General features: G+C 57.8%; 9 protein-coding genes and 3 tRNA genes. 2 read left to right on the forward strand and 10 right to left on the reverse strand.

Going from position 1 to position 12,952, the window contains the following annotated elements:
* Position 1: 1 nt before the first annotated feature.
* The gene (locus AC30D9_RS27440) at positions 2 to 1,039 is read left to right on the forward strand and encodes an AraC family transcriptional regulator (RefSeq protein WP_490145255.1); all 1,038 of its coding nucleotides are present in this window, start codon (positions 2 to 4) and stop codon (positions 1,037 to 1,039) included.
* A 287-nt stretch (positions 1,040 to 1,326) separates the two neighbouring features.
* Here AC30D9_RS27440 and AC30D9_RS27445 read toward each other — a convergent pair whose 3' ends face one another.
* From AC30D9_RS27445 to AC30D9_RS27490, 10 genes are all read right to left on the reverse strand, one after another.
* Positions 1,327 to 2,193 carry a DUF2242 domain-containing protein gene (locus AC30D9_RS27445; protein WP_307571297.1) on the reverse strand — a complete coding sequence of 289 codons (867 nt, stop codon included), beginning with the start codon at positions 2,191 to 2,193 and terminating at the stop codon, positions 1,327 to 1,329.
* Positions 2,194 to 2,525: 332 nt separating this feature from the next.
* Complete coding sequence (locus AC30D9_RS27450) at positions 2,526 to 4,397, reverse strand: SurA N-terminal domain-containing protein (protein ID WP_490145256.1); 1,872 nt, start codon at positions 4,395 to 4,397, stop codon at positions 2,526 to 2,528.
* Between the two features lie 224 nt (positions 4,398 to 4,621).
* On the reverse strand, positions 4,622 to 4,894 hold the full coding sequence (locus tag AC30D9_RS27455; protein WP_002552737.1) for an HU family DNA-binding protein: 273 nt from the start codon (positions 4,892 to 4,894) through the stop codon (positions 4,622 to 4,624).
* 148 nt (positions 4,895 to 5,042) lie between these two features.
* The gene (lon, locus tag AC30D9_RS27460; protein ID WP_109751641.1) at positions 5,043 to 7,439 is read right to left on the reverse strand and encodes an endopeptidase La; all 2,397 of its coding nucleotides are present in this window, start codon (positions 7,437 to 7,439) and stop codon (positions 5,043 to 5,045) included.
* A 160-nt stretch (positions 7,440 to 7,599) separates the two neighbouring features.
* Positions 7,600 to 8,883, reverse strand: coding sequence for an ATP-dependent Clp protease ATP-binding subunit ClpX (gene clpX / locus AC30D9_RS27465; protein WP_134923607.1), 1,284 nt, complete (start codon positions 8,881 to 8,883; stop codon positions 7,600 to 7,602).
* Positions 8,884 to 8,990: 107 nt separating this feature from the next.
* Positions 8,991 to 9,632 carry an ATP-dependent Clp endopeptidase proteolytic subunit ClpP gene (clpP, locus tag AC30D9_RS27470; RefSeq protein ID WP_003183177.1) on the reverse strand — a complete coding sequence of 214 codons (642 nt, stop codon included), beginning with the start codon at positions 9,630 to 9,632 and terminating at the stop codon, positions 8,991 to 8,993.
* A 93-nt stretch (positions 9,633 to 9,725) separates the two neighbouring features.
* A complete protein-coding gene (tig, locus tag AC30D9_RS27475) occupies positions 9,726 to 11,036 on the reverse strand; it encodes a trigger factor (RefSeq protein WP_134923606.1) in 1,311 nt (436 codons plus the stop codon).
* A gap of 424 nt (positions 11,037 to 11,460) precedes the next feature.
* Positions 11,461 to 11,545: transfer RNA gene (locus AC30D9_RS27480), tRNA-Leu, on the reverse strand.
* A gap of 58 nt (positions 11,546 to 11,603) precedes the next feature.
* Positions 11,604 to 11,679, reverse strand: a tRNA-His gene (locus tag AC30D9_RS27485).
* 42 nt (positions 11,680 to 11,721) lie between these two features.
* Positions 11,722 to 11,798, reverse strand: a tRNA-Arg gene (locus AC30D9_RS27490).
* Between the two features lie 281 nt (positions 11,799 to 12,079).
* On the opposite strand from AC30D9_RS27490, the gene folD reads away from it, so the two are divergent.
* Entirely contained in the window at positions 12,080 to 12,934 is an 855-nt protein-coding gene (gene folD / locus AC30D9_RS27495) for a bifunctional methylenetetrahydrofolate dehydrogenase/methenyltetrahydrofolate cyclohydrolase FolD (protein ID WP_003199858.1), read from the forward strand.
* Positions 12,935 to 12,952: the final 18 nt, after the last annotated feature.

Below are 12,952 nucleotides of genomic sequence, written 5' to 3' on the forward strand. Positions count from 1 at the left end.
CATGAAACCGCAGCCGATGCGCCTGGGGGACTTGTCAGTGGGCTTCGTCCATAGCCTGGCAGACGCAGTTGCCAGCCATGGGCAAGACCCGCAGCCCTTGCTCGAACAATACGGTCTCGATGCCGCGCGCCTGGCCGAGCCTGGAGCTCGATTGTCGATTCCACGCTACATGCGCCTGGGCCACGCAGCGATCCAACAAACCCAGGATCCAGCCCTGGGCCTGCGCATGGGTCAGCTCGGCCGCCTGAGCCAGGCCGGTCTGGCGGGCGTTACCGCGGCCCAGGCACCGACCGTGCGCGAGGCGGCCCGCTGCATGATCCGCTTCGAACCGCTGTATGGCTCCAACTATCGCGGCCAATCGAGTTTCCATGAGGATGCCCGCGGCGCTTGGCTACGGTTCTACTCCATCAGCCCGTACAACGCCTATAACCGCTTCGTCGTGGATTCGATCATTGCCGGCTGGCTGGCGCAGCTATCCAGCGTCAGCGGCATCGCGCTGCGGCCCGAACGCGTCGAAATCGAATTCGAGGAGCCAGAGTACGTGGAAGCCTACCGCGCGCTCGGTGACTGCCCGATCCAGTTTGGCGCCGAACAGAATCAACTGCGCCTGGGCCTCGACAGCCTCGCCCAGCGCAATCCACAGCATTGCCCCAGTACCTGGCACCATCTGGTTCAATTGTGTGAACGGGAATTGGAACAACTGACCCGCACCCGCAGCCTGCGTGAGCGCATCATTCAACTGCTGGGGCCGTTGCTCAGCGGCGGCCGGGAGCCCGACCTGGAGGAAGTGGCGGCTCGCTTGAAGCTGCCGACCTGGACCCTGCGTCGCAAGCTGGCCGAGGAAGGCACCCAGTTTCGCGCCATCCTCAATGACACCCGCCGCGACCTTGCCATGACCTACATACGCGATACCGAACTGGCGTTCGGCGAAATCGCCTATCTGTTGGGATTCGCCTCAGCCGAGGCATTTCAACGGGCCTTCAAGCGCTGGAACGACCAGACGCCTGGGGAGTTTCGTCGGAGTCACAGAGGGAGTTGAGCTTCAAGCGTTTAGCTGAGGCTTGCAACTCTCTTACAACTCAGTCGCATCTTCGGCGGGTTCCAGCGGGTCCAGTTCATAGGCCTGGTATTCCAGCAGCTCTTCCTGATAATCATCCATTACGTGTCCTTCCCCTGTCATTGAGACCACGCCTGATGGCGCTGGTATCAGCATAAAGCTGCTATATGAACAAAACATGAAGCAAAGGCTTCATGAATTAAACGTAGCACAGGGGCGGGAAATTACCGCGTGAAGTGTGACAGGGCGTAACTCCCTGCCACAGCATCTCAGGAAGCTGGAAGCGGCTGGATCGGCTCGGTCGGGGGCGGCAACGAGCTGGACGGTGGTGGTGGCGGTGTCACGGTTTCCGTTGTCGGCGCAGATTCGAACGACTCGGGGGCAATCGGCGCGGGCTCGCTTGGCGGTGCGACTGGCTCCGATACCGTAGGAGCGGTTTCGACAGGGGCCGGCGTGGCCTCCTCCACCGGTGCAACTGGCGCGGGCGCGGGGGCAACAGGCTCCGGAGCGGGGGCCGGAGCAGGCATCAAGGCGGCCGGTTCGACCTTGGTTTCCGGAATACCCAATTCAGCTTTCGGTTTATCGACGTTCTCGACAGCCTTCTTCGCTTCGGGCGGCAGGAACAGTTCTACCAAGGCAAAGAAACGCTCATAGAACTTGGCCGCCGACACGGTTTCGCTGGCGACCTTGACCATCGAATCATCGGAAGAGCCGATCGGCATCGATACCGAACCCAGCACGCCCACGCCCAGGCTCGCGGAGTTGTTGATTTTCTTCAGGGCGTAGCGGTCCTGCAAGGCGTTGGCGAACATGGTCGCACGGTGCCCTGCCCCACCATCTTCGGCACAGACCAGGTTGAAGCTGATCTCCATGTGGGTGTCACCGGTCTGCTGGAAACTCTTGTGGCCGCTGACCAGCTTCGGATCGCTGCTGGTGATGATGTAGCCCTGACTGAGCAACGCCCGACGCCCGGCCTCGCAGGTGGCTGCGTCACTCACTGGATAAGTGCGCGAGAACGTGCCGGAGTCATCGAAGTTCTCGTGCTCGTAAATGGCGGCTTTCTTCGACGAGCAACCGGCTGCGGCGGCCAGCAGCAATGCAAGCCCGACGGTGCGCATGTGAAATGATCTGAACATTGAACATCCTGAGAAAAACGGTCCGGGGCGTATTGTGCAACAGAACGCGACCTGGCAGCGTGGCTAATCTTGTTTCAAGGGGGTTACAAGTCTACTGGGGGTTGTTTGCAGGAAAAAGACGCCCATCCGATAGATCGACGAACACCCACTCCAAGGCAACAAACAGATACAAAAACCTGGCGTTACGGCTTAATGCTGTTCACTTGGGCCGTTATCGAAAAAACGGATATGCCCCAGAAAACGAAGTCAAAAAAAACGGCGCTTCCCATTCCTGAAGAAGCGCCGTTTTTAAGAACAGCATTGCAGCCAATGCTTAGCCAGACACCCAGCAATTAGAACCGCTTGATATCCGCCTGGCTCTCCAACTGCTTGCGATACGCCGCGAAGTCCTGCTGGCCGACACGAGACGCGAGGTAACGACGATATTCCGCCTTCTCTTCGTCGGTCGGTGCCGCCGCCTCGTTCACGCCGTTCAAACGCACGACCACCAGGCTGCCGTCAGGCAAGGTCACGCTGGTGAACGTCGGCTTGTCCTTGGACTCAGGCTTGGGCATACGGAACAGCGCTTGCAACACCGCCGGGTCAATGCCTTCCTGGTTGCGGGTCGCCGCCTGGGTGGCTTTCCAGCCTTGGCCGTCGACCGGCTTGTCCAGTGCCGCCTTGCCGTCGCGCAGGCTGGCGATCAACTCATCGGCCCGGGTCTTGGCTGCCGCGCTGGCATGTTCCTTGGTCAATTGAGCACGAATCGGCCCTGCCACGCTTTCCAGTGGCAGTTGCTCAGGCTTGCGGTGTTCCTTGGCACGCAGCACCACGACGGTTTCCGGATCCAGCTCGATGGCGGTGCTGTTGGCACCCTCATCCAGTACCTCCGGGCTGAACGCAGCGGTGACCACGGCACGATTGGCCGCAATCCCTTCTCCGCCTTCGCGACCGAACGGGGCCGACGTGTGGACGGTCAGCTTCAGGTCCTGGGCTGGTTGCGCCAGGTCGGACGCTTCGAACGAGGCATCCTCCAGTTGTTTGGTCGCCTCGACAAAACGCTGCTCCACCTGCTGGGTTTTCAGCTCACGGGTCAGCTTGTCCTTGAGGCTGGCAAACGTAGGCACTTCAGGCGCTTCGACCCCCAGCAGCTTGATCAGGTGCAGGCCGAAATCGGTGCGTACCGGTGCCGAGACCTGGTCCTTGTTCAAGGCGTACAAGGCTTTTTCGAATTCCGGATCGTAGACGCCTCGACCGGCATAGCCGAGATCGCCGCCGTTGTTGGCCGAACCTGGATCCTGGGAAAACTCCTTCGCCAATGCTTCAAACGACTCGCCTTTGGCCAGGCGCGCCTGGATCTCTTCGATCTTCGCCTTGGCCTGGGCTTCGGTCACCTTGTCGTTCACTTCAATCAGGATGTGCGCAGCCCGACGCTGTTCGGACAGGTTGGCGATTTCCTTCTGATAGGCCGCTTGCAGGTCTTCGTCCTTGACGCTGACCTGATCGAAGAAAGAGGCTTTCTTCAGCTCGATGTAATCGATGACCACCTGGTCAGGCGTCATGAATTCCTTGGCGTGTTTATCGTAGTAAGCCTTGACCTCGTCATCGGTCAGTTTCACCGATGAAGGATCGGCCTTGATGTTCAAGGTAGCGAAATCACGGGTCTGTTTTTCCAGACGGGCAAATGCCAGCACTTGGGCATCAGTGACGAAACCGCTGCCTGCCAGACCTGCGCGCAACTGACCGATCAGCATTTCCTGAGCCAGCATCTGGCGGAACTGCATACGGCTGTAACCCAGCTGGCGGATCACCTGATCGAAACGCTCGGCGCTGAATTTGCCATCGACCTGGAACTCAGGCGTTTGCAGGATCACTTGATCGAGCGCAGCTTCGGAGAAAGCGAATTTGGCATCGTGTGCGCCTTGCAGCAACAGCTTGCGATCGATCAGGCCCTTGAGCGCCGAATCGCGCAGCATTTTTTCGTCCAGCAGGGAGGCGTCGAAATCCTTGCCCAGCTGTTGCATGAGCTGACGGCGTTGCATGTCGACCGCCTGGCTCAGCTCGTTCTGGCTGATGTTTTCGCCGTTGACCTTGGCCGCTTCGTTGCTGTTGGTGGTGGCTTTGAAAATGGCATCGAAACCGGTCAACGCCATCAATGCGACGATGACCCCGATGATGGTCTTGGCAATCCAGCCTTGTGAATTGTCCCTGATATTCTGCAGCATGCGTCCCCCAGAAACGGTTGAACTTCAAATTTAGGCAACCGTGGAGCGTGGGTAGAATCCGGATAGAAGAAAGGCGCATCCGAGGATGCGCCTTCTCGTAACTGGCGGAGCGGACCGGGCCCTAACCTGCAAGCCCTGGTGTGCCAGACCGGTTGCAACCGGCCGTGTTACCGCTCCGCTGCCAAGCCAGGCATGACCCCGACCCGGATAAACTCAATGAAACCTTAGTTAACGGCTTCTTTCAGTGCTTTACCAGCTTTGAAGCCTGGCTTTTTGGCAGCAGCGATTTCCAGCGTCTTACCGGTCTGCGGGTTGCGACCGATACGGGCAGGACGATCGGTAACGGAGAAGGTGCCGAAACCAACCAGAACAACGGAGTCGCCAGCCTTCAGAGCGCCAGTGACGGATTCGATTACAGCGTCCAGCGCACGGCCAGCAGCAGCTTTCGGGATATCAGCGGATGCAGCGATAGCATCAATCAGTTCCGACTTGTTCACTCTAAGTCCCCTTATATCTATTTGAGATGATTCTAAGTTTTTTTGGTGAAAGCAAAAACGAGTGCTGAATGGCCTGCAGACACTTAAGAGCCGCTTTATAACAAGGGCTCTAAAAAACTGTCAAGGAAGCCCCCCAGGCAAATGCGTATTAATGCGTGCTAATTCTTTCCTTAGAGTCAGACTCCCGCTTTTCTTCCTTCGCGACAATCTCCGGAGCCACATCCGGCAAGGGCTCCGGCGCGTATTGCAGCGCAATTTGCAGGACCTCGTCAATCCATTTAACTGGTTTGATCTGAAGATCTTGCTTGATGTTGTCAGGAATTTCCTTCAGGTCGCGGACATTCTCTTCAGGAATGATCACGATCTTGATCCCGCCACGGTGTGCCGCCAGCAGTTTTTCCTTCAGGCCGCCGATCGCCAGGACTTGGCCGCGCAGCGTGATTTCACCTGTCATCGCGACATCGGCGCGCACCGGAATACCGGTCAACGCCGAGACCAAGGCCGTGCACATGCCTACACCGGCGCTAGGGCCGTCCTTGGGCGTAGCCCCTTCAGGCATGTGAATATGCGTGTCACGCTTCTCATGGAAGTCCAGGGGGATGCCCAGGCTCCGGGCACGGCTGCGAACCACGGTCAGCGCAGCGGTGATCGACTCGACCATCACGTCGCCCAGGGAACCGGTCTTGATCAGTTGCCCCTTGCCCGGCACCACGGCCGCTTCGATGGTCAACAACTCACCCCCGACCTGAGTCCACGCCAGGCCAGTCACCTGGCCGATCTGGTCCTGCTGCTCGGCGAGGCCATAGCGGAACTTGCGCACGCCCAGGAAGTGCTCCAGCAGGTCCGAAGTGACCTTGACCGCAAAGCGTTTTTCCAGCGCGTGTTCCTTGACCGCCTTGCGGCAGACCTTGGCAATCTGCCGTTCCAGACCACGCACACCGGCTTCGCGGGTGTAGTAACGGATGATGTCGCGAATCGCTTCCTCGTCGAATTCCAACTCGCCTTTTTTCAGGCCGTTGGCCTGGATCTGCTTGGGCGAAAGGTACTTCACGGCAATGTTGATCTTCTCGTCCTCGGTGTAGCCCGGCAGACGAATCACCTCCATCCGATCCAGCAATGCTGGCGGAATGTTCATGGAGTTGGAGGTGCAGAGGAACATCACGTCCGACAGGTCGTAGTCGACCTCCAGGTAGTGATCGTTGAAATTGTGATTCTGCTCAGGATCGAGGACTTCGAGCAACGCCGAGGCGGGATCGCCGCGCATGTCGCTACCCATCTTGTCGATTTCGTCCAAAAGGAACAGCGGATTGCGCACGCCAACCTTTGTCATCTTTTGAATCAATCTTCCTGGCATCGAACCGATGTAGGTACGGCGATGACCACGAATCTCCGCCTCGTCGCGCACGCCGCCAAGGGCCATGCGTACGAATTTGCGGTTGGTGGCGTGGGCAATCGACTCCGCCAGGGAGGTTTTGCCGACCCCGGGAGGACCGACCAGGCACAAGACCGGGCCACGAATCTTTTTCACGCGCTTCTGCACGGCGAGGTATTCGAGGATGCGCTCCTTGACCTCTTCCAACCCGTAATGGTCGGCGTCGAGGATGTCTTCGGCGCGCGCCAGGTCCAGGCGTACCTTGCTCTGGGCTTTCCACGGCACCTGGACCAGCCAGTCGATGTAGGAGCGCACCACGGTGGCCTCGGCAGACATCGGCGACATTTGCTTGAGCTTGTTCAGCTCGGCCTGGGCCTTGGCCAGTGCATCCTTGGGCAGACCAGCGGCATCGATACGCTTTTTCAGCTCTTCGATTTCGTTGTGGCCTTCGTCGCCGTCGCCGAGTTCCTTCTGAATGGCCTTCATCTGCTCATTCAGGTAGTACTCGCGCTGGCTGCGCTCCATCTGCTTCTTGACGCGACCGCGAATGCGTTTCTCGACCTGCAGCAGATCGATTTCGCCGTCGAGCAATGCCAACACGTGCTCGACACGGGCGGACAAATCGATGATTTCGAGGATTTCCTGTTTCTGCTCGATCTTGAGAGCCATGTGGGCCGCCATCGTATCGACCAGCCGGCCCGGCTCATCGATGCTGTTAAGCGACGACAGGACCTCTGCAGGCACCTTCTTGCCCAGTTGCACGTATTGTTCGAACTGAGACAGCAGGCTGCGGACAAACACCTCTGATTCGCGCTCGGGCGCGTCGACTTCTTCGATCAGCGACACTTCGGCCCGGCAATGGCCGTCCACTTCGCTGAAACGCTCCACAGCACCGCGCTGCTCGCCTTCGACCAGGACCTTGACGGTGCCGTCAGGCAGCTTGAGCAGTTGCAGAACCGTTGCAATCGTACCTACGCGATAAAGTGCGTCCTCGCCAGGATCATCGTCAGCAGGGTTCCTCTGAGCCAGCAAGAGAATCTGCTTGTCACCCGTCATCGCAGCCTCGAGGGCTTCGATGGACTTCTCGCGCCCCACGAACAGCGGGATAACCATGTGCGGATACACCACGACATCGCGCAATGGCAGGAGAGGCAATTCGATGGTTGTCTTCATGATTTCGCCTCTACGGCGGCCCTAAGGCCGGAAACAGATGGAAGTAAGCTTGAAACCAAGATGGGGGCAGCCTTGAAAAAAAACAAGCACTAGACACGTCTAAAACGCGCTAAAAGCAAAGGGGCCCGAAGGCCCCTTCTTTGTTCCGGCAGCGGGACGCTCAAGCGTCCGGCGCGGCCTTGGCAGTTGGCTCACTGCTTTCATAGATATACAGTGGCTTGGACTTGCCTTCTATAACGCTTTCATCGATCACGACTTTACTCACCTCGGACTGCGAGGGGATCTCATACATCGTGTCGAGCAATACACCTTCGAGAATCGAACGCAGTCCACGGGCACCGGTCTTACGTTCCAGGGCACGTTTGGCGACCGATTTCAGCGCGTCGGAACGGAACTCCAGGTCTACACCTTCCATTTCGAACAACTTGGCATACTGCTTGGTCAGGGCGTTTTTCGGCTCGGTCAGGATCTGCATCAACGCGGCTTCATCCAACTCGTCCAGCGTTGCCAGGACCGGCAGACGACCGACGAATTCCGGGATCAGACCAAACTTGACCAAATCGTCAGGCTCGACTTCACGCAGGGATTCACCGACTTTCTTGCCCTCTTCCTTGCTACGCACTTCGGCATTGAAGCCGATGCCACCACGGGTGGAACGGTTTTGAATAACCTTTTCCAGGCCGGAGAACGCACCACCGCAGATGAACAGGATGTTACGGGTGTCGACTTGCAGGAATTCCTGCTGTGGATGCTTGCGACCGCCCTGGGGCGGAACGGAAGCGACCGTACCTTCGATCAACTTGAGCAGGGCCTGCTGCACGCCCTCACCGGAAACATCCCGGGTGATGGACGGGTTGTCGGACTTGCGGGAAATCTTGTCGATTTCGTCAATGTAGACAATGCCCATCTGGGCCTTTTCCACATCGTAGTCGCACTTCTGCAACAACTTCTGAATGATGTTCTCGACGTCTTCACCTACATAACCAGCCTCGGTGAGGGTGGTTGCGTCGGCGATGGTGAACGGAACGTTCAGCAAGCGAGCCAGGGTTTCGGCAAGCAGGGTCTTACCCGAGCCTGTCGGGCCGATCAGCAGGATGTTGCTCTTGCCGAGTTCGACCTCGTCATTCTTTTTGTCACGCTGGTTCAGGCGCTTGTAGTGGTTGTATACCGCTACGGCCAGTACCTTTTTCGCACGTTCCTGACCAATCACATACTGATCAAGGATGCCGCTGATTTCTTTAGGCGAAGGCAATTTATGCGCGCTGCTCTCGGCCTGGGCTTCCTGCACCTCCTCGCGGATGATGTCATTGCACAGGTCGACGCACTCGTCGCAAATGAAGACCGAGGGGCCGGCAATCAATTTGCGTACTTCATGCTGGCTTTTGCCACAGAAGGAGCAATAAAGCAGTTTGCCGTTGTCCTCGCCGTTGCGGGTGTCAGTCATTCGATCGATCCAAATCCGATAGGCTTGCAACACAAGATGAAGGCAATTGCGGGCTTTTTCAAGCCCGCAGGCGGCCGGTCATCCCAACCACCTGCATTTTGAGCGGCTTAGGCAGGCATTTGACGCTTGTTGATCACCGAGTCGATCAGGCCGTATTCGGCTGCACGCTCGGCGCTCATGAAGTTGTCACGCTCGGTGTCGCGCTCAATGGTTTCGAGGCTTTGGCCAGTATGATGGGCCAGCAACGAATTAAGGCGCGAACGAATGTGGAGGATTTCCTTGGCATGGATGTCGATATCCGACGCCTGGCCTTGGAAGCCACCCAATGGCTGGTGAATCATCATCCGCGAGTTAGGCAGGCAGTGACGCTTGCCCGCTGCGCCGCCGGCGAGCAGGAAGGCGCCCATGCTGCAGGCCTGACCGATGCAGATGGTGGAAACGTCAGGCTTGATGAACTGCATGGTGTCGTAGATCGACATGCCCGCAGTCACCGAACCGCCAGGTGAGTTGATGTACAGATGGATATCCTTGTCCGGGTTTTCCGCTTCAAGGAACAACAGCTGCGCCGCGACCAGGTTGGCCATGTAGTCTTCAACGGGGCCGATCAGGAAGATGACGCGTTCCTTGAGCAGACGCGAGTAGATGTCATAGGCACGTTCGCCGCGGGCGGACTGCTCGATAACCATCGGGACCAGGCCGCCTGCGGCCTGGATGTCAGAGCTCTGCTGATAAAAAGAATTGCGGGACATGTCTCGCAGTCACTCCCAAATAGTTATGTCTTGAATACGCATAAGCCAGCGCGAAGGCTGGCTTATGGGTGTTTATTTCTTACCGCAGAACCATCAATCGGCTTGTGGAGCTTCCACCGGCTTGACCGCTTCTTCGTAAGAGACCGCTTTATCGGTCACGCTAGCTTTCTGCAGAACAGTATCCACAACTTGTTCTTCCAGCACAACCGAACGGACTTCGTTCAGTTGCTGGTCGTTCTTGTAGTACCAGGACACGACTTGCTCAGGCTCTTGATAGGCCGAAGCCATTTCCTGGATCAGCTCGCGAACACGGGCTTCGTCAGGCTTGAGTTCGAACTGCTTGACCACTTCGGCGACGATCAGGCCCAGCACGACGCGGCGCTTGGCTTGCTCTTCGAACAGCTCGGCAGGCAGTTGGTCCGGCTTGATGTTGCCGCCGAACTGCTGAACAGCCTGGACGCGCAGGCGGTTCACTTCGTTGTCCAGCAGGGCCTTCGGCACTTCGATCGGGTTGGAAGCCAGCAGACCGTCCATGACCTGGTTCTTGACCTTGGACTTGATGGCCTGGCGCAGCTCACGCTCCATGTTCTTGCGAACTTCGGCGCGGAAACCTTCCAGACCGGCTTCCTTGATGCCGAATTGGGCGAAGAACTCTTCGTTCAGCTCAGGCAGTTTCGGCTCGGAAACGCTGTTGACGGTCACGGTGAACTCGGCGGCTTTGCCAGCCAGGTCCAGGTTCTGGTAATCCTCAGGGAAGGTCACCTTCAGAACACGCTCTTCGCCGGCCTTGGCGCCAACCAGGCCATCTTCGAAGCCAGGGATCATGCGACCGGAGCCCAGCACCAGTTGGGTAGCCTTGGCGGAACCACCGGCGAACACTTCACCGTCGACCTTGCCGACGAAATCGATGTTCAGTTGGTCTTCGTTCTGGGCAGCACGCTCAGTCACTTCGAAACGAGTGTTCTGCTTGCGCAGGATGTCCAGCATCTTGTCCAGGTCGGCATCCGACACGTCAGCGCTCAGACGCTCGACAGCGATGGATTCGAAACCGGCAACCGTGAACTCAGGGAACACTTCGAACGTGGCGACGAACTCCAGGTCCTTGCCTTTTTCCAGCACTTTCGGCTCGACGGACGGAGCACCGGCCGGGTTCAGCTTCTGCTCGACGACCGCTTCGTAGAACGAAGACTGGATCACATCACCCACGGCTTCCTGACGCGCATCAGCTTCGTAACGCTGACGGATCACGCTCATTGGCACTTTGCCTGGGCGGAAACCTGGGATTTTGGCCTTTTGGGCAGTCTGCTGCAGACGCTTGTTGACCTGAGTCTCGATGCGCTCAGCCGGCACGGTGATGCTCATGCGGCGCTCAAGAGCAGAAGTATTTTCAACAGAAACTTGCATGGATATTCCTCGTTGCACAGACGTTGGCCGGGCGTTTCCGACCCCAGAATCAAGGGCATGCATTCTAGTAGGTCAAACTCAAGAAGTCACCCTACTGAAAACACGCTGGAAACAGGCGCCGGATTTAGGACGAGGCAAACGCTCATGCCCCACCCGGATTGCAAATACAGTCGATTCAGTCCAGGGCTCTGCGCCAACGCTTCTATATATAGAAGCAGCTTGCCCGATCGTGCAGCTCCCGGGCCTCACAAGGAGACCGACGGACATACCGTGCATCATCACGAAACATATTCGCGACGAATCGGCCGCTGCGCACAACCCCAAGAAACCGTAACGACGCCAAACACAGAACCATCGAAAACAAAAACGGCGCAGCCCTTTTCAGGTACTGCGCCGTTTTCTGCTATTTAAATAGCGACTTGTATGGTGCGGACGGAGAGACTCGAACTCTCACACCTTGCGGCGCTGGAACCTAAATCCAGTGTGTCTACCAATTCCACCACATCCGCGTATCAAGCTTTTAAAGCAAAGGCGCCAGACCGTTAAATCTGGCGCCTTTCTAGAATATGGGGTGGACGATGGGGATCGAACCCACGACAACGGGAGTCACAATCCCGTGCTCTACCAACTGAGCTACGCCCACCATATTGCCTTTGCTGCCTTACTTGTGCCAAAGCTGCCTAATTGGCGCACCCGGCAGGACTCGAACCTGCGACCATCCGCTTAGAAGGCGGATGCTCTATCCAGCTGAGCTACGGGCGCCTTTTTAATCTGTATTCTTGGACGATTACAAACTAAGTGCTTTCAGTTTTACCGAGTTGAAACAACCAACTCCGCTCAACCTTCTTAACCAGTGCTAGGCTGTGCCCGACAAGTGCGACGAATGTTATAGACGGCCTGATAGGTCGTCAACTCTTTTTTAAAAAAAATTCATTTAATTAAAGGGGTTAGGGGAATTTGCAGACCAAGCGCCTTTGCCCTCGCGCCCCGGCATGCGAGAATGCGTTCTCTTTTTTTCCCCTCTCGATGGTTAACCACGCGCAATGACTGCACAACTTATCGACGGCAAATCGATCGCCGCCAGCCTGCGCCAGCAGATCGCCCAACGAGTCACCGAGCGCCGCCAGCAAGGCCTGCGTACGCCCGGCCTTGCGGTGATCCTGGTCGGCAGCGATCCTGCCTCTCAGGTTTATGTCTCGCACAAGCGTAAAGACTGTGAAGAGGTCGGCTTCCTTTCCCAGGCCTACGACCTGCCTTCCGAAACCACCCAGCAAGCATTGGCCGATCTGATCGATCGCCTGAACGACGACCCGAACATCGACGGCGTTCTGCTCCAACTGCCGCTGCCTGAACACCTCGACGCCTCCAAGCTGCTGGAGCGTATCCGCCCGGACAAAGATGTCGACGGTTTCCATCCTTATAACGTCGGTCGCCTGGCCCAGCGTATCCCACTGCTCCGTCCCTGCACCCCCAAAGGCATCATGACATTGCTGGAAAGCACTGGCGTGGACCTGTATGGCCTTGATGCGGTGGTGGTGGGTGCATCCAACATCGTTGGCCGTCCAATGGCCATGGAACTGCTGCTGGCCGGCTGCACCGTGACCGTGACCCATCGTTTCACCAAGGACCTGGCCGGCCATGTCGGCCGTGCTGACCTGGTGGTGGTGGCCGCTGGCAAACCTGGCCTGGTCAAGGGTGAGTGGATCAAGGAAGGCGCCATCGTCATCGACGTTGGCATCAATCGCCAGGAAGACGGCAAGCTGGTGGGTGACGTGGTCTACGAGACCGCCCTGCCCCGCGCTGGCTGGATCACGCCGGTACCCGGCGGCGTAGGCCCGATGACCCGCGCCTGCCTGTTGGAAAACACGTTGTACGCGGCCGAAACGCTGCACAGCTGATACGCGTCAATCGAAACC

The organism is Pseudomonas sp. DF11, from assembly GCF_058148565.1.

Coding starts and splice junctions, on each gene's coding strand:
- AC30D9_RS27440 (WP_490145255.1), top strand. CDS start 2: ATGAAACCGCAGCCGATGCGCCTGGGGGACTTGTCAGTGGGCTTCGTC.
- AC30D9_RS27445 (WP_307571297.1), bottom strand. CDS start 2,193: ATGTTCAGATCATTTCACATGCGCACCGTCGGGCTTGCATTGCTGCTG.
- AC30D9_RS27450 (WP_490145256.1), bottom strand. CDS start 4,397: ATGCTGCAGAATATCAGGGACAATTCACAAGGCTGGATTGCCAAGACC.
- lon (WP_109751641.1), bottom strand. CDS start 7,439: ATGAAGACAACCATCGAATTGCCTCTCCTGCCATTGCGCGATGTCGTG.
- clpX (WP_134923607.1), bottom strand. CDS start 8,883: ATGACTGACACCCGCAACGGCGAGGACAACGGCAAACTGCTTTATTGC.
- clpP (WP_003183177.1), bottom strand. CDS start 9,632: ATGTCCCGCAATTCTTTTTATCAGCAGAGCTCTGACATCCAGGCCGCA.
- tig (WP_134923606.1), bottom strand. CDS start 11,036: ATGCAAGTTTCTGTTGAAAATACTTCTGCTCTTGAGCGCCGCATGAGC.
- folD (WP_003199858.1), top strand. CDS start 12,080: ATGACTGCACAACTTATCGACGGCAAATCGATCGCCGCCAGCCTGCGC.